The sequence below is a fragment of the Chitinophaga sp. W3I9 genome (assembly GCF_050434025.1).
Lineage (GTDB): Bacteria > Bacteroidota > Bacteroidia > Chitinophagales > Chitinophagaceae > Chitinophaga.
In genome coordinates this window covers 691,266-713,751 of record NZ_JBNPWC010000001.1, presented here as the reverse complement: position 1 = coordinate 713,751, position 22,486 = coordinate 691,266, and the positions used below count along the sequence as shown (strand labels likewise).

28 protein-coding genes are annotated in these 22,486 nt (G+C 46.4%); 17 read left to right on the top strand and 11 right to left on the bottom strand.

All coding sequences use genetic code 11. From position 1 onward, the window contains the following. Nucleotides 1–5 precede the first annotated feature (5 nt). Genes QFZ51_RS03195 through nadD form a run of 4 tightly spaced genes read left to right on the top strand, consistent with a single transcriptional unit; the run spans nt 6 to nt 2,282 of the window. Nucleotides 6–374 carry a hypothetical protein gene (locus QFZ51_RS03195; RefSeq protein WP_429043062.1) on the top strand — a complete coding sequence of 123 codons (369 nt, stop codon included), beginning with the start codon at nt 6–8 and terminating at the stop codon, nt 372–374. Continuing rightward, nucleotides 371–1,132, top strand: coding sequence for a 1,2-phenylacetyl-CoA epoxidase subunit PaaC (gene paaC, locus QFZ51_RS03190; RefSeq protein WP_429043060.1), 762 nt, complete (start codon nt 371–373; stop codon nt 1,130–1,132). The genes QFZ51_RS03195 and paaC overlap by 4 nt, the downstream gene beginning before the upstream one ends. Nucleotides 1,133–1,135: 3 nt before the next feature. Continuing rightward, on the top strand, nt 1,136–1,630 hold the full coding sequence (gene paaD, locus QFZ51_RS03185) for a 1,2-phenylacetyl-CoA epoxidase subunit PaaD (RefSeq protein WP_429043057.1): 495 nt from the start codon (nt 1,136–1,138) through the stop codon (nt 1,628–1,630). After that, nucleotides 1,605–2,282 (top strand): nicotinate (nicotinamide) nucleotide adenylyltransferase, encoded by a 678-nt coding sequence (nadD, locus tag QFZ51_RS03180; protein WP_370908840.1) that lies wholly within the window; start codon nt 1,605–1,607, stop codon nt 2,280–2,282. Before paaD ends, nadD begins: the two co-directional genes overlap by 26 nt. On the opposite strand, the gene QFZ51_RS03175 is transcribed toward nadD, so the two are convergent. After that, nucleotides 2,283–3,359 (bottom strand): AI-2E family transporter, encoded by a 1,077-nt coding sequence (locus tag QFZ51_RS03175; protein WP_370908839.1) that lies wholly within the window; start codon nt 3,357–3,359, stop codon nt 2,283–2,285. A 218-nt stretch (nt 3,360–3,577) separates the two neighbouring features. Here QFZ51_RS03175 and QFZ51_RS03170 point away from each other — a divergent pair, with 218 nt between their 5' ends. From QFZ51_RS03170 to QFZ51_RS03160, 3 genes are read left to right on the top strand one after another with little or no spacing between them, the layout of a single operon-like run. Further along, a complete protein-coding gene (locus tag QFZ51_RS03170) occupies nt 3,578–3,772 on the top strand; it encodes a YtxH domain-containing protein (RefSeq protein WP_291916028.1) in 195 nt (64 codons plus the stop codon). A gap of 24 nt (nt 3,773–3,796) precedes the next feature. Beyond that, the gene (locus QFZ51_RS03165; protein ID WP_370908838.1) at nt 3,797–4,267 is read left to right on the top strand and encodes a hypothetical protein; all 471 of its coding nucleotides are present in this window, start codon (nt 3,797–3,799) and stop codon (nt 4,265–4,267) included. Between the two features lie 20 nt (nt 4,268–4,287). Next, a complete protein-coding gene (locus tag QFZ51_RS03160) occupies nt 4,288–4,635 on the top strand; it encodes a hypothetical protein (protein WP_429043052.1) in 348 nt (115 codons plus the stop codon). On the opposite strand, the gene QFZ51_RS03155 is transcribed toward QFZ51_RS03160, so the two are convergent. From QFZ51_RS03155 to QFZ51_RS03145, 3 genes are all read right to left on the bottom strand, one after another. Continuing rightward, entirely contained in the window at nt 4,583–6,280 is a 1,698-nt protein-coding gene (locus QFZ51_RS03155; RefSeq protein WP_429043051.1) for a TonB family protein, read from the bottom strand. The two genes, QFZ51_RS03160 and QFZ51_RS03155, sit on opposite strands and share 53 nt — an antisense overlap. A gap of 5 nt (nt 6,281–6,285) precedes the next feature. Continuing rightward, nucleotides 6,286–6,648: a BlaI/MecI/CopY family transcriptional regulator gene (locus QFZ51_RS03150; RefSeq protein WP_370908835.1), complete on the bottom strand. Its 363-nt coding sequence runs from the start codon at nt 6,646–6,648 to the stop codon at nt 6,286–6,288. Between the two features lie 111 nt (nt 6,649–6,759). After that, the gene (locus QFZ51_RS03145; RefSeq protein WP_429043048.1) at nt 6,760–7,785 is read right to left on the bottom strand and encodes an SPASM domain-containing protein; all 1,026 of its coding nucleotides are present in this window, start codon (nt 7,783–7,785) and stop codon (nt 6,760–6,762) included. 132 nt (nt 7,786–7,917) lie between these two features. Between QFZ51_RS03145 and QFZ51_RS03140 the strand changes: the two genes are divergently transcribed. Continuing rightward, a complete protein-coding gene (locus QFZ51_RS03140; RefSeq protein WP_370908833.1) occupies nt 7,918–8,667 on the top strand; it encodes a glycoside hydrolase family 25 protein in 750 nt (249 codons plus the stop codon). Between the two features lie 20 nt (nt 8,668–8,687). Continuing rightward, nucleotides 8,688–8,957: a hypothetical protein gene (locus QFZ51_RS03135; RefSeq protein WP_370908832.1), complete on the top strand. Its 270-nt coding sequence runs from the start codon at nt 8,688–8,690 to the stop codon at nt 8,955–8,957. Here the strand turns inward: QFZ51_RS03135 and QFZ51_RS03130 are convergent, their stop codons facing one another. Continuing rightward, the gene (locus QFZ51_RS03130) at nt 8,958–9,503 is read right to left on the bottom strand and encodes a CAP domain-containing protein (protein WP_429043045.1); all 546 of its coding nucleotides are present in this window, start codon (nt 9,501–9,503) and stop codon (nt 8,958–8,960) included. A 384-nt stretch (nt 9,504–9,887) separates the two neighbouring features. Here QFZ51_RS03130 and QFZ51_RS03125 point away from each other — a divergent pair, with 384 nt between their 5' ends. Further along, nucleotides 9,888–10,073 carry a hypothetical protein gene (locus QFZ51_RS03125; RefSeq protein WP_370908830.1) on the top strand — a complete coding sequence of 62 codons (186 nt, stop codon included), beginning with the start codon at nt 9,888–9,890 and terminating at the stop codon, nt 10,071–10,073. 115 nt (nt 10,074–10,188) lie between these two features. Here the strand turns inward: QFZ51_RS03125 and QFZ51_RS03120 are convergent, their stop codons facing one another. Then, on the bottom strand, nt 10,189–10,626 hold the full coding sequence (locus tag QFZ51_RS03120) for a YybH family protein (RefSeq protein WP_429043042.1): 438 nt from the start codon (nt 10,624–10,626) through the stop codon (nt 10,189–10,191). Between the two features lie 118 nt (nt 10,627–10,744). Here QFZ51_RS03120 and QFZ51_RS03115 point away from each other — a divergent pair, with 118 nt between their 5' ends. The 4 genes from QFZ51_RS03115 to QFZ51_RS03100 all read left to right on the top strand — a co-directional run bounded on the left by QFZ51_RS03115 (nt 10,745) and on the right by QFZ51_RS03100 (nt 15,421). Continuing rightward, nucleotides 10,745–11,935 carry a DegT/DnrJ/EryC1/StrS family aminotransferase gene (locus QFZ51_RS03115; RefSeq protein WP_370908828.1) on the top strand — a complete coding sequence of 397 codons (1,191 nt, stop codon included), beginning with the start codon at nt 10,745–10,747 and terminating at the stop codon, nt 11,933–11,935. Between the two features lie 71 nt (nt 11,936–12,006). After that, nucleotides 12,007–12,732 (top strand): 3-deoxy-manno-octulosonate cytidylyltransferase, encoded by a 726-nt coding sequence (gene kdsB, locus QFZ51_RS03110; protein WP_370908827.1) that lies wholly within the window; start codon nt 12,007–12,009, stop codon nt 12,730–12,732. Between the two features lie 20 nt (nt 12,733–12,752). Then, the gene (locus QFZ51_RS03105; protein WP_429043039.1) at nt 12,753–13,829 is read left to right on the top strand and encodes an iron-containing alcohol dehydrogenase family protein; all 1,077 of its coding nucleotides are present in this window, start codon (nt 12,753–12,755) and stop codon (nt 13,827–13,829) included. Between the two features lie 146 nt (nt 13,830–13,975). Then, entirely contained in the window at nt 13,976–15,421 is a 1,446-nt protein-coding gene (locus tag QFZ51_RS03100) for a DNA recombination protein RmuC (protein ID WP_429043036.1), read from the top strand. Here QFZ51_RS03100 and QFZ51_RS03095 read toward each other — a convergent pair. Continuing rightward, nucleotides 15,411–16,595: an MFS transporter gene (locus tag QFZ51_RS03095; RefSeq protein WP_429043033.1), complete on the bottom strand. Its 1,185-nt coding sequence runs from the start codon at nt 16,593–16,595 to the stop codon at nt 15,411–15,413. The two genes, QFZ51_RS03100 and QFZ51_RS03095, sit on opposite strands and share 11 nt — an antisense overlap. 178 nt (nt 16,596–16,773) lie before the next feature. On the opposite strand from QFZ51_RS03095, the gene QFZ51_RS03090 reads away from it, so the two are divergent. The 3 genes from QFZ51_RS03090 to QFZ51_RS03080 all read left to right on the top strand — a co-directional run bounded on the left by QFZ51_RS03090 (nt 16,774) and on the right by QFZ51_RS03080 (nt 18,664). Then, entirely contained in the window at nt 16,774–17,244 is a 471-nt protein-coding gene (locus QFZ51_RS03090) for a Dps family protein (RefSeq protein ID WP_370908823.1), read from the top strand. Between the two features lie 120 nt (nt 17,245–17,364). Further along, nucleotides 17,365–18,117: an NYN domain-containing protein gene (locus tag QFZ51_RS03085; protein ID WP_079471435.1), complete on the top strand. Its 753-nt coding sequence runs from the start codon at nt 17,365–17,367 to the stop codon at nt 18,115–18,117. Nucleotides 18,118–18,121: 4 nt separating this feature from the next. Next, nucleotides 18,122–18,664 (top strand): O-acetyl-ADP-ribose deacetylase, encoded by a 543-nt coding sequence (locus QFZ51_RS03080; protein WP_429043028.1) that lies wholly within the window; start codon nt 18,122–18,124, stop codon nt 18,662–18,664. 73 nt (nt 18,665–18,737) lie between these two features. Here QFZ51_RS03080 and QFZ51_RS03075 read toward each other — a convergent pair whose 3' ends face one another. From QFZ51_RS03075 to QFZ51_RS03060, 4 genes are all read right to left on the bottom strand, one after another. Next, nucleotides 18,738–18,881 (bottom strand): hypothetical protein, encoded by a 144-nt coding sequence (locus QFZ51_RS03075; RefSeq protein WP_370908821.1) that lies wholly within the window; start codon nt 18,879–18,881, stop codon nt 18,738–18,740. Between the two features lie 71 nt (nt 18,882–18,952). Beyond that, nucleotides 18,953–20,926, bottom strand: coding sequence for an alpha-ketoacid dehydrogenase subunit alpha/beta (locus tag QFZ51_RS03070; RefSeq protein ID WP_429043025.1), 1,974 nt, complete (start codon nt 20,924–20,926; stop codon nt 18,953–18,955). A gap of 34 nt (nt 20,927–20,960) precedes the next feature. Next, a complete protein-coding gene (locus QFZ51_RS03065; protein WP_370908819.1) occupies nt 20,961–21,311 on the bottom strand; it encodes a phage holin family protein in 351 nt (116 codons plus the stop codon). A 105-nt stretch (nt 21,312–21,416) separates the two neighbouring features. After that, a complete protein-coding gene (locus QFZ51_RS03060) occupies nt 21,417–22,349 on the bottom strand; it encodes a hydroxypyruvate isomerase family protein (protein ID WP_429043022.1) in 933 nt (310 codons plus the stop codon). Nucleotides 22,350–22,486: the final 137 nt, after the last annotated feature.

Below are 22,486 nucleotides of genomic sequence, written 5' to 3'. Positions count from 1 at the left end.
TATTCATGTCGAACGATTCTTTAGATCCCCGTGTAAACAGGCTGAAACTGGGCCAGGCCGGGGAAGTAGTGAAAGTGGAGGAGGGAGAGAACTGGAACATATACGAGGTATTTCACCAGGAGAAGAGAGGCGCGCATCATGAGCACGTGGGCTGTGTACATGCGCCGGACCCGCAGCTGGCGCTGGTATTTGCGAAAGAGCAATTTGCCCGCCGGAAAAAATGTGTCAATCTCTGGGTCGTGAAAAGTGCAGACATCCTGGCCTTTGATGTGGAAGATGAAGATATGTTTGCCAACAATATGGAGAAAACCTACCGGGATGCCAGTGGCTTTAAAGTGATGGAGAAGATCAATAAATTCAAACAATCCAAATGAACAACGCAGCACTAACAGATCTGATTATAAAAATGGCAGACGATGAACTGATTCAGGGACATCGTAATTCTGAGTGGACGGGATTGGGACCTGTGATGGAAGAAGATATTGCTTTTTCTTCCATGGCGCAGGACAAAATAGGCCATGCATGGGCGTTGTATCGCATGCTTCATGAAGATCTCGGAGGAAAAGATCCGGATACATTTGCATTTCTCCGTCCGGAGAAAGAATTCAAGTCGTCGCACCTGGTAGAGATGCCTAATGGTGAATATGATTTCAGCCTGATGCGGCACTTTTTATTTGACCTGGCCGAATCAGTCCGTTATGAAAGTTTACAGGACAGCAGTTATGAACCTTTCCGGCTATTGAGCAAAAAAGTAAAGGGGGAGCTGAAATATCATACGCTGCATGCAAATGCATGGATTATGCAACTGAGCCGGGCGGGAGAAGAAAGCTACGACCGTATGCAGCAGGCGCTCGACCAAACGATTGCACTGGCGGCGGGAATTTTTGAACCCTCGCAGCTATATGAAGAGGCTTTGATTGAAGACAAGGTATATCCTGGTGAAACGGCGTTGTACCATCGCTGGCTGGATCGGATTTACCCGGTATTGGTAAAGGCCTCCCTGAACCTGCCGGAGATAAGTGCTATTGTTCCGGTGTATGGCGGCCGTCATGGACTTCATACGCCGCACCTGCAGCCTTTATTGAGAGAAATGAGTGAAGTGTTTAACCTGGATACGGAGGCCAGCTGGTAAATGATGTCTTCCAAAACAATTACGATAGCCGATGTATATGCAGCACTGGAAACGGTGATGGACCCGGAGATCCCGGTATTGAGCGTAGTGGATCTGGGAATGATCACCGGTGTGGATCTGAATGACTCGGCGGTGCATATTAAAATGATTCCCACTTTTGCGGCCTGCCCGGCGGTGAGTTATATCCGGCATAACATTAAAACAGTGCTGGAAAAAGAACTTGGTATAGCCGTTAGCGTTGAAGTGGACAAACAGGAGCACTGGCATAGCAACCGGATGACGCCTGCCGCCAAGGAAAAGCTGAAAACCTTTGGCATAGCCCCTCCCAAAGTATTGACGGGAGAGGTAAGCGCAGAACTTATGATGGAGGTTCCCTGCCCGCATTGCGGCAGCGAACAAACTTATTTACGTTCTCCTTTCGGCTCTACGTTGTGCCGTGCGATCCATTTTTGCAAGAACTGCGGCCAGGTGTTTGAGCAATTCAAACCACTGGAATAAGCCTTATTTCCATGTTCCCGCTATAAATACCTATTTTTACACGCATTATGAAGTAGCCATTGGCAATTTATACGATGAAAACATGAGAATAGGCTTGTATTTTGGGTCTTTTAATCCTATACACACGGGGCATTTGATCATTGCCAATTACGTAGCGCACAATACTGATCTTGATAAAGTATGGCTGGTGGTTTCGCCGCATAACCCGCTGAAACCACAGTCGGCCCTGCTGAATGAACATGATCGCTTTCACCTGGTGGAGCTGGCCATCAAAGACGAAGTGCGGCTGCGGGCCAGCAACATTGAGTTTTCGTTACCCCGGCCGTCCTATACAGTGGACACGCTCACGTATTTGCAGGAGAAATTTCCAACACAGGAATTTGCCATCATTATGGGAAGCGACAGCTTTCAGAATTTACCGCGCTGGAAAAATTACGAACAGATCGTGAAAAATTATCCGATCTATGTTTACCGCCGGCCGGGGCATGAAATAACAGACACCTTTGGCGCCCGGATCGAAATACTGGATGCGCCTATGCTGGACATCTCCGCTACAGATATCCGAAAATGGCTGAAAGAAGGAAAATCTGTCCGTTTTATGGTACCTGATAATGTGATTAATTATATCTCCGAAAATAATTATTACCGCTGATTACCTTGTTCCGGGCGTATCGCGGACATCTGTATCGGTGGCCGGTTTCTTCTGCGCGATATCCCTTCTTTTTATCACAAACTCATTTCCGTAAATATCCAGCAAAAGGATAAACATAGAGATGAGTAACGGGCCGAAAATCAGGCCGATGAAGCCAAACAGGCTAACGCCAATGATTACACCGAATATAGTAATGAGGGGATGGACGTCTGCAATTCTCTTTGCCAGCAACATCCGCGCAACGTTATCGGAGGTGCCCACCACGCCGAATCCGTACACCAGCACCGCTATGCCCTGCCAGGTGCTGCCGGAAGCCAGTAAATAAACTCCCAGTGGCACATACACAGCGGCGGCGCCTATCACCGGCAGCATTGCGGTAAAACAGGTGATCACAAACCAGAAAAAAGGCTGGGGGATTCCAAAAATTAAATAGCCGATCAGAGAAATGACACCCTGTACCACCGCAATGAGGGGGATACCTACGGCATTGGCAATTACCAAAGTGTTGAACTCTTTACCCAGTCTTTCCACATTTTTATCTTTCAGGGGAATATACTCATAGAGGTTCTCTTCCATTTTCCGGCCGTTTACCAGCATAAAATACAGCATGAAATACATCAGGGCAATGGTAGTAAGCGTATTGAAGGTAGCGCCCAGGAACCCGGGTAAAAAGGCGGTGATATTTTCCTGTATTTTCTGCAGCCGTTCTGCGGTGAGCAGGCCGAATCCCAGGCTATTTTCCAGCCGGGCATTAGTTTGTTTGAGGCTGTTGATGAGTTCTGTGGAGTGGTTGGCGGCATAAGCGGCTTTGGCCCCGAGCATGTTTATCAGCATGCCTATGGGCAGCAGGATCACCAGGAAGGAGAGTACCATCAGCAGTGCAGCGGCAAGATTTGTTCTCCACTTACGTTGTTCTACCAGTTTGAACATCCATTTCCTGCTGATTACATACAGGGTAACAGCCCCCAGGAAGCCGGGAAAAAAGGTGAACATCTCCATAAACAGGAGCACAGCAAGAAATAGGATCAGGAGTAAAAAGCCAATTTGTTTAAGGCGGTCGTTGTCAAGATAGCTCATAGTACATAATATCGTGTAATTATCCGGTATGTCAAAAAACAGACCGGCCGCACCGTTATACTTTTATAAACCCTAAACAAAATTACGGAGAGCTTGTTCTTATTTGGCGGAGGTTTAACACAGCTTTTTATTCAATTGTCATTTATGGAATAATGTTTGTTGCACCTCTGTTACCAAAAAAGAAAACCTAATTTATAACATCTTAAAAACCTTTAGTTATGAGTAACAGTTCCAAAGCCGTGGTTTCATTTATTGTAGGTGCAGCCGTGGGCGTTGCAGTAGGGTATTTCCTCAATTCCGATAAAAAAGATGAGCTGGTAGAAAAATTAAGAGATCAGTCTGAAAAGCTGAAAGAAAAATGGAGAAAGAAGAAAGATCAGTTCCAGGATGAGTTAGAGAATGAGTTGGCATAACCCCATTTGAATAAATTGATTTGCATGGAAGATAATTTCAGCAACTATTTTTCCCAAACGGGAAAAGTAGCCAGGGAATACCTGGAAACCAGACTGGACCTGATTAAGCTCCAGGCAGCAGGAAAGCTGTCAAAAGCGTTGGGATTGTTTTTCTCTCTTTTGATGGCTTTCCTGCTGTTCTTTTTTGTGATTGTGTTCCTGGGCATGGTAGTAGGCTTCTGGATCGGGGAAATGACCAATAGTTTTACCATTGGTTTCAGCTGTGCTGCAGGATTATTTATATTGTTATTCCTGGTTATTTTATTGTTCCGTAAGCAGCTGATACAGCGGCCACTGGCTAAATTGCTGATTACTGAACTGGTAGATGAAATTACGGACCAGGATGAGCATTCCAATCATATTCACAATCAGCGGGCAAAGGAACATCCGGAGCAACCTGTAGATCCGGGGTATGTTCCTGATGAAGAAGCCACTGAAAACACCATGAAAGGATAAACAATGATAAATGTTTACACATGAGTAAGAAAATAGACAGCTTCGAATCACTGGAGCTGGAAATTACCCGGCTAAAAATGAAGTCCAGGCAGTTGGAAAATGAAATGGGAAACAGGGTGGATTTTTTCAGGGACAACTATAAAAAGATGGCCCTGAATGCTGTTATCCCCGGTAGCGCAAAACATAGCGGTGCCCTGAACGTAGCCATGAATGTGGCTAAGATGGCCTGGGGAAGTGGTAAATTTAAGAATTTTGCTACCGGGGCATTAATGACAGCACTTGAGTTTATAGGTGTTCAACTAGGTATCAACCTGTTTAACAAGGTGACGAAGGGTCGTCGAAAAAAGAAAGAGACAGTGGCTGAATAAAGGAAATCGGTTTCGGCAGGTATCCCATTACAATTATATCCGCGTTATCTGCGTCGGATCCTTTAATAAATCCACCTGCGCCATTATCCAGCATAAATGATATGCGCAGGGAAACGGTAACAGTTTTCCCCGAAGGATCCGCTGCAAAGGTAGGGAGCTGTTCTAAAACACGTTTTACCTCATCGCCAAGTGCTTTATCCGGCGTTTCCAGCAACTCTATATTATTGATGACACCGTTGGGCTGAATTTTATATTGCAGCCTGACCACACCGGCCGTTTTGCTTTGCTGGCTTGCCCTCGGATAGCGGACATTTTTTGCAAACACCTTGCGGTATGCGTGCTCTCCACCTGGAAAGCGATTCAAAAAGGTGGAGTCGGTAGTAATCCCTTTAGTGGCTCCATTACCTTCTGCCAATGCAAGGTCCTGCAGGTGCCGGGGGCAATTCTTCATTGGAAAAGGACCTATTCCGCCTTCCTTCTCAGCACAATAAAAGAAATAAGGTGTAAACGGAACTTCCATTGTTTCCCGCATTGACCAGGTACCGGACACCAGTTTGAAATCAATTGCTGTGATTTCCCCGTTCTTATTACGTTTGAGGGTCGGGATGTTCAGCGTTATACCTTTTTTTTCCAATGCATCCTTCATCTCCGCGAAGTCCTTATCAGAAGTTAATGGCGTAACCACTCCATAGAGCCGGTCGTTTTCTGTGGCCAGGTATTTAGTGCCCGCGTCGTTTTTTGATGATGGAGAAGTGGCCGCCAGAAGGCCCGCTGCCAGTGCAAATACCGGCAGCAGCAGCAGGTACCGCCAGGTACGTAGCCGGGGTGATTGGGTTTTGTTGATCATGAGTATTCTGTTTTTAATGAACGATTTACTGAAATGATTCACGATGGTTACGCGGCTGCCGGCCAGGCCTATCTTCAGTAAACTGTACTGGTAGGCATCCGGGGCGTCGGTGGTTTGGATGACGGCTTCATCTGCCAGGAACTCCAGGTTCAGCTGCAGCGCTCTTTTACAACGCCATGCAAAGGGATTGATCCAGCAAATGCAGCAGTAGAGGGCTGATAGCAGCATATCAGCAGAGTGGTATTGCTGTACATGCGCTTCTTCATGTTTGAGAACATGTTGCAATTCCGTATGGGCATGGGCGTTAGGATCGAAGAAAATGGTTCTCAGAAAAGAGAAGGGCGCTGTTATTCCGGAAAGCTGTACATAACGTATGTTATTACGCATGTATACATTGCCTGCCCGCACCAGGCGGCGGATCTTTAAGAGCTGCAGTATGTGCAGCAACAGCAGGAAAGCAGCTATTGCTATGTATGCTGCTACCAATATGGTACCACCGTGTTGCATCAGCGGGTCCCACCAGTGGTGTTCCACTGCGACACCGGTTACCGGCGTAGATGCGTGCGCGTTATCACTAAAGTAAACGCTTACCGGTGTTGCGGCTTCTGTTGATTTTTGCGTCCATTGCCATGCAGGGAGGGGAAGCAGCGGCAATATCGCTGAGAATATGAAAGCGCTCAGCAGAACGATCCTGTTATACCGATAAAATGTTTCTTTTTTAAAACAGCTGATATACAGGAGATAAAAAAGCGTCATTGCACAGGATGCTTGCAGAATATATATAAACAGGGTAGGCATACACGTTATTTTTTATCTTTTTCGATCATCTTTACCAGCGTCTTCATGTCTTCCGCACTGATTTTTTCTTCCTTAGCGAAATAAGCCAGCATATTGAGATAGGAGTTATCAAAGAAAGTGTTGAGTACCTTTTTCATAAAAGTGTCTTTATAACTTTCCTTTGCAATGGTGGGGTAATACTCGAAGGAGCCACCATATTCATGATGGGCGAGATACCCTTTATCTTCCAGTCGCTTCATGAGCGTAGCAATGGTGTTGTAATGCGGCTTCGGGTCGGGGAGTTGCTCGATGGCATCCTTTACAAATGCTTTTTCGAGATCCCACATTACCTGCATTAATTCTTCTTCTTTACGGGATAGCTTTTTCATAACACTAATCTATAACTATTTCTGTAGTTTAAAAACTATTTTTGTAGTATTAAACTATAAATATAGTTAATAGATTGAATGTCAATGAGAAAAAATTTCTGCAGCAGGTGATTATCCCCAAACTTTGGTGCCTTCACTGCAGTTAGCGCAGATATCTATGTTTTTGCGGGTTTCGAGGATTTGGCTACGGAAACGGATATACTCTTTATTATGCCACAGTGTTTTGAAGGATTCTTTTTTCAGATCGCCCAGCCTGTGCTGTGCATCTTTGTCGAAGCAGCAGGGTACTACCAGGCCATCCCAGGTAACCACCGGGGAATGCCACAGGCGCCAGCAATGATTGCTTAGCTTGTTTTTTATGGCGTAGGTACCATCTTCGTTGCGATGGTAGCGGGAGTATTTATCGATGGTAGGAATTAAGCGGTTGCCTTCTTCATAATCATATACCTGCGCAGTTTTAAACCGCACCTGGTCTACGCCTATTTCCTTGGCCAGCCGTTTAATATCTTCTATCTGGTGTTCATTAGGTTTTACTACAAGGAACTGGAAAAAGACAAAAGGCTTGGACGAATTCAGCTCTTTTTTCCATTTTACGATGTTTTTTGCACCCTGGATCACTTTATCCAGGTGGCCGCCTACCCGGTACTGCGTATATACGTCCTGGGTAGTACCATCGATAGAGATGATGAGCCTGTCCAGTCCACTTTCCACTGTTTTCTTCGCATTGGCGTCTGTGAGGTAGTGGGCGTTGGTGGAGGTAGCGGTGTAAATTCCTTTATCGGCCGCATATCTCACCATGTCCAGGAAACCGGGATTGAGATAAGGTTCTCCCTGGAAGTAAAAGATCAGGTATAGCAGTTCTTTGGAAATTTCATCGATCGTTTTCCTGAAAAAGTCCTGTTCCAGCATGCCGGTAGGGCGGGTAAAGGCCCTGAGCCCGCTGGGGCATTCGGGGCAACGGAGGTTGCAGGACGTAGTAGGTTCAAAAGATATAGAAATAGGATAGCCCCACTGAACCGGTTTGTTGGTCCACTTGCTCATGAAATAGCTTCCAAGTACTTTGCCGGCATTTAAACCGCGGCGCAGTGTAAACTTTGAAAACAAATTAAGGGTATCCTTCAGGTTAAAATCGGGCATAAAAAATCACTTGACCGCTGTAAAAGTAGCTTCTTTAAACAAATTATAACCTATACTTGCTGTAAAAAATAGGACTGCCGGCATTTATTACAGCATCCTTACCCAATTACCCTGCAACTAACAGAAGCAAAAGTGAAAAGCATCCGGATCCGATTATTATTAATATTACTGGTAGTACTGGCCGCAGTGGCTTATTTATGGTGGCGCCAGCGGGAAAAGCAAGTGAAATTTGTACGCTATGAAGAGTTTGGAATTGACATGCCGGTGAATTATAAGATACATGGGATAGATGTTTCTAAATTTCAGAAAGACATCAACTGGGCGGCAGTAAAACAAATGCAGGTAGATAAAATTCGTATATCCTTTGCCTTTATAAAAGCCACGGAAGGTATTACACGGCAGGACGCCGCCTTCAGGATAAATTGGGACAAGGCGGGTAAGGCTGGTTTAATCCGGGGCGCCTACCACTTCTTTTATGCTACCCGTGACCCGTTGAAGCAAGCCATTAACTTCCACAATGTGGCCGACCTGCAGTCAGGGGATCTTCCGCCGGTACTGGATATCGAAACCAGCAACAACCAGCCTGCCGCCGTTATCCGCAGCACGGCGAAAATCTGGCTGGAGGAAATGGAAAAGGTATACAAGGTAAAACCCATCATCTACACTAACATTCATTTTTACGAAACCTATCTTGGCAGCGAATTTGACCGCTATCCTTTGTGGATCGCGCATTACTATCAGAAGGAGCGGCCGCGTTCCGACAGGGCCTGGTTGTTTTGGCAGCACAGCGACATCGGCCGGGTAAACGGCATCCGGACCACTGTGGATTTTAATGTATTTAAGGGCGACAGTACAGACCTTGCCAAACTGTGCATACCTTAGTAGTGCTGATATAAAAGATTATGGAAGAAGAACAGGAAAAACCGGCGCCGGATCCCAATAAGATGGATTATGAGTTGTTTCATTTCCTCATAAAAATAATGCGGACCATCTTTATTGGCTTTTTCTGGTTGATGATCAATGTATTCCTCGGGTTGTACCTCGGATTTGCTGTGCCGGAGGAGTCTACTCCTGGCAGGATGATCTTCTTCTACAGCTGGTTTGGCGTTTCCATGGCAGCCTATCTTTACTTTGTATGGCGTATGTGGCGCAAAAAGATGAGCGCCCCCTGATTAGTTGGCAACAGACCTCCTGCCCAATTCCATTGTCCAGTCGTTGTTATAGCGGCCAATGCCGATCTCTTTAAAATTAGCATCCATCATATTGTGACAATGTTTCGGACTGTTTAGCCAGCCAAGTATCACGGCTTGTTCGTTCAGGCTGCCGGTAGCTATATTTTCTCCATAATAGGTCCATTTGTATCCGGCTGCATCCAGGCGGGAACCAGGTGTGGAACCATTGAGCCCGGTATGGTCGAAATATTTATTCAGTACCATGTCTTTGCTGTGGTCATAAGCCGCTCTTTCCAACAGGCCATTCCAGGTAAGGGCGCCTACAGGAGGCATCGATTCTGTACCGCAGTTACAGCCACGGTTGCGTAATCCGTTTACCAGCAGTAAGAGGGCGTTGCGGTCCACTTTGTTTTCGGGCACCACCGACGTATCTGCAGGAGGTGTTTTTTCCGGCGTATCCAGTGTCAGGTCAGTCTTTTTAGTACAACTGCAATAAATAACAACAGCCATCAGAGCGGTGGCAACGCGCATAATTTTCCCGGGCATAACCAGTAATTAGTTATAGTAAATAGATACCGGGTTCTAAACAGGACTTGGATTAAAACTAAAAAATTGGCTTTAGGCAGGAACTTGATTAAAACTACTCGTGGCTGATCAGAGGTTACGGGTTAAAACTTGTTTGAGGCATCGAAGATAGTGTGTAGATATGAGATAATGATCATAGTTTTTGTAAATCTAATGTTAATCAGAACTGCAATATTTCCGCAGCCGGTGTGTTGTTATTCTTTCTCACTGTGCATCAGGGTTTTGTGGAACTGATGCCCCGGACACCCTTCGCCAGCTCGTCAAAATGGCCTGTTTTGAGGGTGGAATAGTGTTTGTGATTCCCATGGTGTATCTCCCATATTTTCATCTTCAAAAAAAGAGATTATGAAAAAGAAGGAAACAGATCATACCGGTGAGTATCATGACAGGAAGAAGAAACCGGTAGACATATTAGACCAGGATAAAGGCACTACTAACCGTAATCCCTTACATGGCGATTTGTCTGATAAACCTGAAAAGGAGAACAAAGCGGTGAGGGATAGTGAAGCCAGTAAGAAATCAAAGCATTGAACATTTTACCATATCAGATGAAAACTTTTAAACTTTACTTCTAAAGAAAAAGAAGTCCAGAACTTCTTTAATGTTGTGGTGTATAGCGGCCATCCTATTCCTGGGATGGTTTTTTTTAGCTGCTATGGTCAGCAATAATTTTCCATTGTCCTTTTATTTTTTGTAAGATGAGGCTGAAGTGGCCCTGTAAGTCGCCTATAGTCCTTTCCAGGTGCCATTTCCCGATTAAGAGGTAGGTATCGGAAGCCAGGGGCTTGAATTCCAGCAATTTGAAATCCAGTTTGCCCATTGCCGCGGCGTCCGGATATGTTTTTTTATAGCGGTCCAGCGTGGCCTGCCACCCATAGGTAACCCCGTTTTTACCGATGAACAGCAGGGAATCGGAATGCCAGTAAGTAGTCATGAAGCCGTCGATATCTCCTTTATTCCAGGCGGCCGTTTGCGTGGCCATGAGTGCAGCAATCTGTTGCTGATCGGCGGGCAGGGCTTTCTGCGCGTGAGCGGGCATTCCGGCTAAAACCCCCAACAGGGTAAGGAACAGTATAAAACGCATGGTGAATTTTTAGCAAAAGATAAACAGTTTTTCCGATGTAACGCAATGCCTATTATAGTAACTTTGCAGCACTATTGAAAAAGCACTCATTCAAATTATATTTTAAAATCAACAGTTTATGCCCGGATATGAACTATTTGGAGCCGAGGAAAGGAAAGAAGTAAACGACGTACTGGAAACAGGAATAATGATGCGTTACGGATTCGACGGTCCGCGTAAAGGCATCTGGAAAGCAAAGGAGCTGGAACAGGCTATTTGCGATAAACTGAATGTACAGTATACCCAGCTTGCCTCCAGTGGTACGGCCGCGTTAACCACCGCTATGGCTGCCCTGGGATTGGGCGCAGGCGATGAAATCATTATGCCCACCTTTACTTTTGTGGCCAGCTTTGAATCGGTATTTTCCGTAGGCGCCACACCGGTACTGGTAGATGTGGACGATACCCTGACCCTGGACCCCAAAGCGGTGGAAGCAGCTATTACTCCCCGTACAAAGGCAGTAATGCCGGTGCATATGTGCGGCGCAATGGCCGATCTGGATGCGTTACAGGCCATTTGTAAAAAGCATAACCTGTTCCTGCTGGAAGATGCCTGCCAGAGCTTTGGCGCTTCCTATAAAGGAAAAGCGCTGGGTTCCATTGGCGATGCCGGTACGTTTTCTTTTGATTTCGTAAAAACGATCACCTGTGCAGAAGGGGGCGCCATCATTACCAATAATAAAGACATTTATACTAAATGTGACGGGTATACGGACCATGGTCATGATCACCTCGGGGTAGACCGTGGCGCTGACCTTCATCCATTTATCGGTTACAATTACCGTATTTCCGAATTGCATGCTGCAGTGGGACTGGCGCAGATCCGCAAGCTGGATACGTTCCTGGAAATACAGCGTAAGACCAAGAAAATATTCAAGGATGCACTGGCCACTGTGCCGGGTGTAACCTTCCGCCGGTTGCCGGATGAAGCCGGCGACAGTGCTACCTTCCTGTCGTTTTTCCTGCCGGAAACAGCCCAGGCAGCAAAAGCAGCTGCTGCAATGAAAGCCGCCGGACTGGCCGCTTTCCATTATTATGATAACAACTGGCATTACATCCGCCAGTGGCAGCATTTTAAAGAAGGGCATGTATTAACTCCCTTTGCAAAAGAACTGAAACAGGCAATGGAGGTTTACAAAACCAAAGAATTCCCTGCTTCAGATGATATCATCGGAAGAAACATTTCCACCCCGATTAACCTGGGCTGGAGCGAAGAAGAGATCCGGGAAAGAGCAGAGAAACTGGTGAAGGCAGTTAAAAGCGCATTATAATTGATCTGGTGAAGGCGCCGGGCAGCAATGTATATTTGTTGCCTGCGCCTTTGCAGTTAAAACCATACTACATGAGAAAAATAGCGTTGATACCTGCCCGTTATGGGGCGTCCCGTTTCCCAGGTAAAATGATGGCTAAGCTGGGGGATAAAACAGTGATACTCAGAACCTATGAATCTGCAGTAAACACCGGTGTTTTCGACGATGTAATGGTGGTGACAGACAGTGATCTTATCTATAATGAAATTGTAAGTAACGGCGGCAAAGCCGTTATGAGCAAAAAAGAGCATGAATGCGGTACCGATCGTATAGCTGAAGCCGTTGTAGATATGGAAGTGGATATTGTAGTGAATGTGCAGGGCGACGAGCCATTTACACAGAAAGAGCCGCTGGAAAAGTTGTTGAAGGTATTTGAAGGGGAAGAAGGAAAGAAAGTACAGGTGGCTTCGCTGATGCAGGAACTGAAAGATCCCGCATCCATAGAAGATCCTAATTACGTGAAGGTGGCGGTAGATAAGAACTTTAACGCATTATTCTTCTCCCGCTCCGTTATTCCCTATCCGCGGAATAAAGAGATCAAAAGCATTTACTACGAGCATATCGGTATTTATGCCTTCCGTAAACAAACCCTGCTGGATTTCACCCAGCTGGCGATGACGCCACTGGAGGCGGCCGAAAAAATTGAATGTTTGCGTTACCTGGAGAATGGCATTCCTATGAAAATGGTAGTGACTTCTTATATGGGCGTGGAAATAGATACGCCGGAAGACCTGGAAAAGGCAGCAAAACTTTTATAATACCTAACTAACACGGATATATGAAATTCAGGAATTTTAAAATGGTGGACTATGTAGTTTACGGCAGCGGATGTTTTGATCAGCTGGGCGAAATACTGGCCCCCAGGCGCATAGGCGATGCTCCCATGATATTCTTCGTGGATGAGTACTTCCAGGATAAGAATGATTTTTTGGCCCGTCTTCCGCTGGAAGGCAAGGACAAAATTGTGGTGATTGATGTGACCGATGAGCCCAAAACAAAAACAGTTGATAAGATCCGTGATGAGCTCAAAGCGGAATTCGGTATGGTATCCGGGATCATTGGTATTGGTGGCGGCTCTGTAATGGACATGGCCAAAGCGGTATCCCTGATGATGACCAATCCGGGTTCTTCTGCTGATTACCAGGGATGGGATCTTGTGAAAGTAGCTGGTGTATATAAAGTGGGTATTCCTACTATTTCCGGTACCGGAGCGGAAGTGAGCCGTACCTGTGTGTTAACGGGACCAACCCGTAAGCTGGGTATGAATTCTGACTTCACGCCGTTTGACCAGATTGTGCTGGACCCTGCGCTGACCAGCACCGTGGAGGCAAACCAGCGTTTTTATACTGCGATGGATTGCTTTATTCACTGTGTGGAATCGCTGGAAGGTACTTACCTGAATGCGTTCAGTAAATCATACGGTGAAAAGGCACAGGAGCTGTGTGAGGAAATTTTCCTGCAAAAGGATGAATGGGATGACGATGCCGACGAGAAACTCATGATGGCCTCCTATGCGGGGGGGATGAGTATTGCTTATTCCCAGGTGGGTGTGGCGCATGCCGTGAGTTATGGCTTAGCCTACCTGTTGGGTACCAAGCACGGTATTGGTAACTGTATTGTGTTTGATAAGCTGGAAGAATTCTATCCTGAAGGAGTGATAAAGTTCAAGCAGATGGTGAAAAAGCATAAGATTGATATTCCGCAGGGAATCACCAAAGGCTTGACAGATGAGCAGTTTGAAACCATGATCAATGTATCGCTGGGTATGGCCCCATTGTGGGAAAACGCGCTGGGTAAAGACTGGCAGCAGCTGATGACCCGCGAAAGACTGCGTAAGCTGTACGAACGTTTATAACAGGGTTTATAACATTGAAAGCAGGAACGGGCGGATCATTTCCGGTTGTTCCTGCTTTTTTAATGATGTTTGAAGAAGTTATCTGTTCACCGCAACGCAGATTCAGTGCGTAGTAATAAGTTATTTTGCTTTCAGAGGAAATTATCATGATCATACTAATAGTCATTTCGGGAATTGCGATACTGGTGCTTGGCTATCTTTTATTCGCGGCTAAACAGCAGCGGCGGGTGCAGGAAGCAGTGCTGGCGCAGCAGCAGCAGGCCTGGCAAGCCAGCCAGGCGGCCCTGCAGGAAAAATATAACCTGCTGGAGGCCCGGCAGGAGTACCTGCAGAATATGCTGGATGATAAAGGGATGTTAGTAAAAGAGAAGCAGGAACAACTGGAACGGTTAAACGAAGAGTTTTCGGTGCTGATGTCGGAGCAGGGCCGTATCATAGAGCAGAATAAATATCTCCAGCTGCAGTTGAGCGGGGAAAAGGAGCGGTTGCAACAGGTACAGCAGGATTTTAAAATCCAGTTTGAGAATATAGCGCAGCAGCTGTTGCACCGTATTTCCGGTACGTTCATGGAGCAGAACAAAGTGAAAATGGACGACGTACTAAAGCCGCTGGCAGAGAAAATTGATAACTTCCGCAGTAGTGTGCAGCAATCGCTGGTAGCGGAAACGGCGCAGCGCACCGAATTGAAGAATGAGTTGCAGCGGCTGTTACTGCTCAATCAAACATTGTCCAAGGAGGCGAATAACTTAACGAACGCCCTGAAGGCAGACACTAAAAAACAGGGAAATTGGGGGGAAATGATCCTGGAAAGGGTATTGGAGGCTTCCGGATTGGAAAAGGGAGTGCATTATTTTACCCAGGATGCGCAGCGTGACGAAACAGGGCAACTGAGGAAACCCGACCTGGTATTGCAATTGCCTGAAAACAGGCAACTGGTGATCGATTCCAAAGTATCGCTGAAGGCATATGAACAATATTGCAGTGCCACCAACGAAGAAGAAAAAAAGCATGCCCTCAGGATGCACCTGCAATCGGTGAAGAACCATGTAACGGAACTTAGCGCCAAAGCGTATCATACGCTATACAAGAACACCACCGACTTTGTGATGTTGTTTATTCCTATTGAGCCGGCTTATGCCCTGGCCATTATGCAGGTGGAGGAGGACTTGTATGATTTCGCTTTCCGTAAAAGAATCATACTGGTGAGCGTGCCGTCTTTACTGGCCACTTTACGCGTGATTGATAATATGTGGCGGCTGGATAAACAAAATAAGAATGCGGAAGAAATTGTGCGACAGGGAAGCGCCTTGTATGATAAGTTTGTAGGCTTTGCAGAAGATATGGGCCTGATCGGGGAACACCTGAAACGTAGCCAGAATGTTTATGAAAGCGCTATGAATAAGCTTTCCACCGGGAATGGCAATCTCGTAGGCCGCGCCGAAAGAATGCGGAAACTGGGGCTTGATAATAAGAAGGTGCTGCCAAAAGATTTGATGTCAGATCCGGCAGCAGACTTGTCATTGCCTGAGGAAGAAGAGCAGATTACCGTAATTCCTGCAACCGGGATTGCCGATGCAGATGTTAAGGAATAGCGTCTGCAGCCTTCCGTGGCTTATAAATGAAACTGAGATATAAAGTAGCCATTAGCGTAATGCCGGCAAATATATAGAACGTAACAGGGAAATTAGTCGCGTGATTATTATAGATGAAGGCTGAAAAGTAAGCCCCGAGGCCAATACCGGCTTCCATAGCAATATACATGCTGGCAAGCGCGCGTCCGCGGTGTTCCGGCCGGCCAAGATCTACCGTCCAGGCGGTAACGGCAGGGGAGTTCAGCCCCACGGAAATTCCATATACCACCGCTGAGGAAAGCAGTAACATGCTATTGTGCGCCAGTGCCATCATCAGCATGGAACCAGCCATCATCAGCGCTGAAATCTTTAAAACAGGTACGCGGCCAAACTGATCTGATACCCTGCCCGCCAATAGCCGGATCCCGATAGAGCTCACCGTAAAGAAAGTAAAGAAAAGACCCTTATTGCTTATCCCCAGGTAAGCGCTGAAATCCGGGATGATAGTGAGAATAGCGCCATAACTGAAATAAGTAAGGAAAGTGATGATCACCGGCGACCAAACCAATGGTTCAAAAACCTCACTGCCGGAGATCCTTAACAGGGAAAACCGGAACGGCTGTTTATTGGTAAGGGTTTCTTTCATACCTATGAGAATAACTACAGACAACAACGCAAACACCGCAGACAACTGGAACATGATGTTAATATTCCATCGTACTGCCACGTATCCGCCAATAGCCGGCCCCATAGCCATACCGATAGTACTGAATAACCCTACCATACCCATAGCCTCACCACGCCGCGTAACCGGCACCATATCGGATACGTAGGCAGAAGTGCCCGTAGGCTTAAACCCCGTAGAAAACCCGTGGAAGAACCGCAGTAACAGGAATGCGCCTACAGTACTGATTAAAGGATAAATCAGGCTGCACACTACACATACCAGCGACCCGAAAATCATAACTGGTACACGTCCTATTGTATCCGTAAGCTTACCGCTGAATGGCCTCGACAGCCCCGCCATTAAGGTGAACAGGCCAATAATATATCCTTTGTAATCCGCGCCACCCATCCGGGTAAGATAGGCCGGCAGCTCAGGGATCATCATATTGAAGCTGGCAGAAAAGAGCGCATTGCTAAGACAAAGTAGTATAAAATGCAGCGTGTAGATGCTTTCCTTCGACTGATACATGTACACAAAATTAGGAACTATGGTACAATTTTAGCAAAGTAATTGCCACCCCCGGCGATCTCATGAACAAAAATCAGCAGTAGCCTGTTTATATTAACCGGTTGTTAAATTATGATAATCATCATAGCCCGGTAACCAGGGAAATATTAAATTTATAGTAACCAAAAAACGCAATGATATGAAAGCAAACATTGGTGTTTCAGCAGAAAACACAAAACAAATAGCATTAGAATTGAATAAAGTACTGGCCGATGAATTACTGATTTATGCTAAAACACGCAATTCTCACTGGAATATCGAAGGAAGTAATTTCATGGAAATGCATAAGTTCTATGAAGCACAATATGAAGAGCTGCAGGACTTTGGCGATGAAGTAGCAGAATACATCCGTTCATTGGGACATTATGCAGAAGGCCGCTATGCAGATGTATTGAAACTGACCAACCTGCTGGAGTCGGAGTATTCCAACGATCAGAAAAAACAACTAAAGGAATTACTGGATGATCATGAAACCATTATCCGTAACCTGCGCAGGCTTATCGATGAATTCGATGAGAAATATAAAGATAAAGGAGCCGCAGATTTTGCCACACAAATGCTGCAAAAGCACATGAAGCTGGCCTGGATGATCCGCGCATACCTCAGCTAAACAGATCACTTGAAGTAACTGACGTGCTGGTGGCAGTAAATAACTGCAGCCGGCACGTTTTTAGTTTTCAGTAATTGGCTACATTTGTTGGTGTTCCCCTTCAACCCAAAAATTAAAACAATGGATAATACCACGAAAGACCTCCGCCTGGCAGTGCTGATAGACGCTGACAACATCCCGTATCATAATATTAAAGGGATGCTGGAAGAGATAGCCAAGTATGGTAATCCTACCTTTAAAAGAATTTACGGCGACTGGACAAAACCCACGGTGGTAGGATGGAAAGGGGTGCTCCTGGACTATGCGATCACTCCCATTCAGCAATACAGTTATACCTCCGGTAAAAATGCGACCGATTCCGCTATGATCATTGATGCGATGGATATACTGTATACCGGCAGGGTGGATGGCTTTTGCCTCGTATCCAGCGACAGCGACTTCACCCGGTTGGCTACCCGCTTGCGGGAGGCCGGAATGATTGTATACGGCATGGGAGAACAAAAAACACCCAGCGCCTTCAGGGCCGCGTGCGACAAATTTATTTACCTGGAAATTTTACAGGTAAGAGAAAAGAAAACAGATACAGAGAAAACCACAAAAACCACTAAAGATAAACGGAACAGCATCAGTAAAGCAGATAAGCAGCTGGTATCTTTAATATCCACCAGTATCAATGATATTGCAGACGAAGACGGATGGGCCTACCTGGGCGAACTAGGGAACCTGTTGCTGAAGAAACAACCGGATTTTGACTCCCGTAACTTTGGATTCAATAAACTGGTGCAATTGCTAAAAAGTTTTCCGGACTTTGAAATAGACATCAGGGAAAGTGGAAAGAAAACCGGGAAACTGGTATATGTAAGAACTGTATAATCCTATGGCACATAGAAAGATCAGCATCATTCAAGGTGATATCACGAAAGTAAAGGCAGATGCCATTGTTAATGCGGCCAACTCTTCGCTTTTAGGCGGAGGCGGTGTAGACGGCGCTATTCATCGTGCAGGTGGACCGGAAATACTCAATGATTGCAGGGCTATTGTTGCCCGGCAGGGAGGATGCAAAACCGGAGAAGCAGTAATCACTACTGCCGGCCGTTTACCGGCAAAACATGTTATACATACCGTAGGACCTGTTTGGAACAATGGTACCCGGGAAGAAGATATCCTGCTGGCCAATTGCTACCGGCATTCACTGGAGCTGGCGGCCCGGCATCACTTGAAAAGTATCGCTTTCCCCAATATCAGTACCGGCATTTACCATTTCCCTAAAGATCTTGCCGCGAAAATAGCCATGGATACCATCGTGAAGTACCTGGAGAAAAACACGGAAATAGAGGAAGTGATCCTCGTGTGTTTTGATGAAGAGAATTTACGTTACACAAGGCACTATTATAATCAATATATACCTCCCGAAGAATAATACGCTAAACATAGAAGGGGCCATCTCATTGAGATGGCCCCTTTTTATAATGCGATGTGAAAAACTATTGCAATTAGATCTTTGCGTACTTAACCCATGCGTAGATAAACATGGCAGCAAAAACGATAATGGCCACAGGAGCCAGGAAGCCTCCGATACTATCGCCAACTTTATAGAAGTTGGTGGTGTGTACTACTGTTAAAAGATTCATCAACATTGTATAATGATTTTATATTATTCCGGATGCAAATTAAAACTTTCAATGCATATTCCCAATCATACGGTCGGTTACCAGCTGGTTAATTGCTGAATGTACTTGTCCAGCCTTGCTTTGGCGAGAAAATTTTTTTCCAGCGGGCCGGCAAAAGGCACAGGGGTATCCAGGCTGGCGCACCGCATCACCGGTGCATCCAGGAGAGGAAAGCAGTGTTCGGCGATCCAGGCGCTGATTTCCGCGCCGAAGCCACCTGTCAGCGTGTCTTCATGCAGGATCAGCACTTTACCCGTTGCGGCCACTACTTCCCGGATAGCGGCGTAATCCAGTGGGAGCAGGGTACGCAGGTCCAATATAGCGATCGAAAGCGCCGGGTGCTGTTGGGCATACTCCAATGCCCAGTGCACGCCACTGCCCCAGGTAATGATGCTGATATCTTCTCCGGGCCTTACCAGCGCGGCTTTTCCTATTTCAATGGTGTAATAATTATCAGGTACTGGCCCACTGATGCTGCGGTACAGTGCCTTATGCTCAAAGTACAGAACCGGGTTGGGATCGGCGAAAGCTGCGGTCAGCAAGCCTTTTGCATCTGCCGGGTTGGAAGGGTATACCACTTTCAGGCCGGGTACATGGGTAAACCACGCTTCATTGGTTTGTGAATGGAAGGGACCGGCGCCAACACCGCCACCGGCAGGCATCCTGATCACTACATCGGCTGCCTGGCCCCAGCGGTAATGTATTTTGGCGAGGTTATTCACAATCTGGTTAAAGCCACAGGTCACAAAATCGGCAAACTGCATTTCCACCATGCTCTTGAATCCCCCAATAGACAGGCCCAGCGCAGCGCCGATTATCGCGCTTTCGCAGAGGGGAGTATTCCGCACCCTGTTTGTGCCGAACCGCTCCAGGAAGCCTTCCGTGATTTTAAAAGCGCCGCCGTAAGCTGCAATGTCCTGCCCCATCAGGATCAGCTCAGGGTGTTGTTCCATCGCCTGTTTAAGACCATCAGATAAGGCATTGATAAAGCGTTTTTCTGAAGACGGCCCAGAAGCGGCTACCGGAGCGGGCGCCGGGGCATAGAGGTCATTCAGCTCTGTTTGTGTATCGGCGAAAAAAGGGACATCGGTAAAGCCCGTGGCCACCTGTGCATCTATTTCATGTTTCAGTTCTTCCCGGATAGCGGCAATACTTTCTGCAGAAAGGATGTTTGCCTGCACCAGGAAGGATTCATATTGCGCAATGGGATCTTTTTTACCCCAGGCTTCAAACAGCTCCGGAGGCACATATTTTACGCCGCTGGCTTCTTCATGTCCGCGCATGCGGAAGGTCATGGCTTCTATCAGTACAGGTTTCTGTTCTTTGATGGCATAGGCCCTTGCGGTTCGTATGGTTTGATATACTTCCAGCAGGTTATTGCCATCTATCTGTACGCCTTCCATGCCGTAGCCAATGGCTTTATCCACCAGGTTGGCGCAATGATATTGTTCGCTGACGGGGGTACTTAATCCGTAGCCATTATTTTCTATCAGGAAGATGACCGGCAGGCCCCATACCGCCGCCACATTGAGCGCTTCATGGAATTCTCCTTCGCTGGTACCGCCTTCACCGGTAAAAGTGAGGGATACCTTTTCTTCTTTTTTCAGCTGGTGCGCCAGTGCAATGCCATCGGCAACAGACAGCTGGGGGCCAAGATGCGAGATCATGCCGCAAATATGATGCGGTTTGCTGCCAAAGTGAAAGGAGCGTTCGCGACCTTTACTGTAGCCGCTTTCACTTCCCTGCCATTGCTGCAGTAGTTTGTAGAGGGGCATTTCACGGGTTGTAAACACACCGAGGTTACGATGCAGGGGGAGTATCCACTCGTCTGCTTCCAGCGCCAGGGTAGCGCCTACCGCAATAGCCTCCTGGCCGATGCCGGAGAACCATTTACTTATTTTACCCTGCCGAAGTAACAGCAGCATTTTTTCTTCTATAAGCCGTGGGTATACCAATGCTTTATAGAAAGACTGTAATTGCGCATCGTTCAGGTCTGACCGGTCAAAGTGCATGAATTGGCTTTTTAACAGGCAGTAAAGGTAATGGCTAATCGTTGTTACCGCCGGCAAGGCTGATCATAACGCTGTTGATGATGGTCATAACTATACTGAAAAGCAGGGCCCACCAAAAACCGTCCACTTTAAAACCGGGTACCAGTTTAGCGGCCAGCAGGATGATCAGGGCATTGATAACAAAGAGGAAAAGCCCCAGGGTAACAATAGTTACCGGGAACGTGAGTAAAATGAGCAGGGGTTTAACCAGGGCATTTAACAGTGCTAACACCAGTGCTAATATCAGCGCGGTGATAAAGCTATCTACTTTTACTGCCGGTTTCAGCAGGTAAGCGGTTAACATGGCAGCCAAAGCACTAACTAGTATACGAAGCAGGAAACCCATTGTAGATCATTTTACTAGTTAAGTTAGCGAAAAAAAAAGTGAATGGCAAAGTTTAGCTGTTGGCAGCCGGCATGTAATCTGCTGCCAACAGCTAAATATCAGTGGTTATATAAAGCTGTCTGCTTCGCGGTATGCTTTTATCAGTGCGTCTTCGCCTTCTTTTCCTTTTCCAGCCATCCCGTGTTCCATGCCTAGTACACCTTTATATCCTTTGTTATGGAGATGTTTAAAGATGTTTTTATAATTGATTTCACCGGTGCCTGGTTCCTTACGACCGGGGTTATCGCCGATCTGGATGTAGGCAATTTCGTCCCAGCACCAGTCCATTACAGGAATGAGGTTGCCGGTATTGCGCTGCATATGGTAGATGTCGTATAATATTTTGCAGGAAGGGCTTTTAACGGCCTTGCATATTTCAAAGCTTTGTTCAGCAGTACGGAGAAACAGGTCGGGGTTATCGCTCAGGGGTTCCAGCACCATGATGAGGCCATGCGGTTCAAAAATTTCCGCACCGCTGCGTAATGCGTCTATTACATGTGCGGTTTGAACACCGATAGGAAGTGTGCGTTCAAAGTAGCCGGGTACCACGGTTGCCCATTTGGCATTGCAGCGTTTGGCTGTTTCTACACTGGCTTTGCAGGTTTTAATAAAGGCATCTTTAAATTCCTGTTTGCCTGTGGCCAGGGAGGGCTTCCAGTTATTGCCGGTATCTACTACGAACACGCCCATGGTCATCCCTAATTTATTCAGGAGGTCGCCTATTTTGGATTGTTCTTCAGGAGAGCGTCCCAGCATGCCATTGTCTTCGATAGACCGGAATCCCTGATCGTGCATATATTTTATCTGGTCCAGGAAGTTACCGCCATTGGCACTGTTTTTAAACATGCCGTCATGCGGGCCATAGTTCATGTTAAACGGCTTTCCGGCCAGGCTGGCGTTGTTATCGCCGGCGGCTTGTGCAGTGTTGCTGATGCCTCCCATTGCCAGCGCTGAAATACCGGCCAGGGCGCCGTTTTGCAGGAATTTTCTTCTTTCCATAACGTTTGATTGATTATATAATTGACAGGGAGCTAAATTTAATCGCTTTTCTAAGGAAATACTAATATTGATGAAAATTTTTCAATTCATCAGCTCATTTTCGCATTCATAAAAAAATATTGCTTTCCCCGTTAGTT

Coding starts and splice junctions, on each gene's coding strand:
- QFZ51_RS03195 (WP_429043062.1), top strand. CDS start 6: ATGTCGAACGATTCTTTAGATCCCCGTGTAAACAGGCTGAAACTGGGC.
- paaC (WP_429043060.1), top strand. CDS start 371: ATGAACAACGCAGCACTAACAGATCTGATTATAAAAATGGCAGACGAT.
- paaD (WP_429043057.1), top strand. CDS start 1,136: ATGTCTTCCAAAACAATTACGATAGCCGATGTATATGCAGCACTGGAA.
- QFZ51_RS03175 (WP_370908839.1), bottom strand. CDS start 3,359: ATGAGCTATCTTGACAACGACCGCCTTAAACAAATTGGCTTTTTACTC.
- QFZ51_RS03170 (WP_291916028.1), top strand. CDS start 3,578: ATGAGTAACAGTTCCAAAGCCGTGGTTTCATTTATTGTAGGTGCAGCC.
- QFZ51_RS03165 (WP_370908838.1), top strand. CDS start 3,797: ATGGAAGATAATTTCAGCAACTATTTTTCCCAAACGGGAAAAGTAGCC.
- QFZ51_RS03160 (WP_429043052.1), top strand. CDS start 4,288: ATGAGTAAGAAAATAGACAGCTTCGAATCACTGGAGCTGGAAATTACC.
- QFZ51_RS03155 (WP_429043051.1), bottom strand. CDS start 6,280: ATGCCTACCCTGTTTATATATATTCTGCAAGCATCCTGTGCAATGACG.
- QFZ51_RS03150 (WP_370908835.1), bottom strand. CDS start 6,648: ATGAAAAAGCTATCCCGTAAAGAAGAAGAATTAATGCAGGTAATGTGG.
- QFZ51_RS03145 (WP_429043048.1), bottom strand. CDS start 7,785: ATGCCCGATTTTAACCTGAAGGATACCCTTAATTTGTTTTCAAAGTTT.
- QFZ51_RS03135 (WP_370908832.1), top strand. CDS start 8,688: ATGGAAGAAGAACAGGAAAAACCGGCGCCGGATCCCAATAAGATGGAT.
- QFZ51_RS03130 (WP_429043045.1), bottom strand. CDS start 9,503: ATGCCCGGGAAAATTATGCGCGTTGCCACCGCTCTGATGGCTGTTGTT.
- QFZ51_RS03125 (WP_370908830.1), top strand. CDS start 9,888: ATGAAAAAGAAGGAAACAGATCATACCGGTGAGTATCATGACAGGAAG.
- QFZ51_RS03120 (WP_429043042.1), bottom strand. CDS start 10,626: ATGCGTTTTATACTGTTCCTTACCCTGTTGGGGGTTTTAGCCGGAATG.
- QFZ51_RS03115 (WP_370908828.1), top strand. CDS start 10,745: ATGCCCGGATATGAACTATTTGGAGCCGAGGAAAGGAAAGAAGTAAAC.
- kdsB (WP_370908827.1), top strand. CDS start 12,007: ATGAGAAAAATAGCGTTGATACCTGCCCGTTATGGGGCGTCCCGTTTC.
- QFZ51_RS03105 (WP_429043039.1), top strand. CDS start 12,753: ATGAAATTCAGGAATTTTAAAATGGTGGACTATGTAGTTTACGGCAGC.
- QFZ51_RS03100 (WP_429043036.1), top strand. CDS start 13,976: ATGATCATACTAATAGTCATTTCGGGAATTGCGATACTGGTGCTTGGC.
- QFZ51_RS03095 (WP_429043033.1), bottom strand. CDS start 16,595: ATGTATCAGTCGAAGGAAAGCATCTACACGCTGCATTTTATACTACTT.
- QFZ51_RS03090 (WP_370908823.1), top strand. CDS start 16,774: ATGAAAGCAAACATTGGTGTTTCAGCAGAAAACACAAAACAAATAGCA.
- QFZ51_RS03085 (WP_079471435.1), top strand. CDS start 17,365: ATGGATAATACCACGAAAGACCTCCGCCTGGCAGTGCTGATAGACGCT.
- QFZ51_RS03080 (WP_429043028.1), top strand. CDS start 18,122: ATGGCACATAGAAAGATCAGCATCATTCAAGGTGATATCACGAAAGTA.
- QFZ51_RS03075 (WP_370908821.1), bottom strand. CDS start 18,881: ATGTTGATGAATCTTTTAACAGTAGTACACACCACCAACTTCTATAAA.
- QFZ51_RS03070 (WP_429043025.1), bottom strand. CDS start 20,926: ATGCACTTTGACCGGTCAGACCTGAACGATGCGCAATTACAGTCTTTC.
- QFZ51_RS03065 (WP_370908819.1), bottom strand. CDS start 21,311: ATGGGTTTCCTGCTTCGTATACTAGTTAGTGCTTTGGCTGCCATGTTA.
- QFZ51_RS03060 (WP_429043022.1), bottom strand. CDS start 22,349: ATGGAAAGAAGAAAATTCCTGCAAAACGGCGCCCTGGCCGGTATTTCA.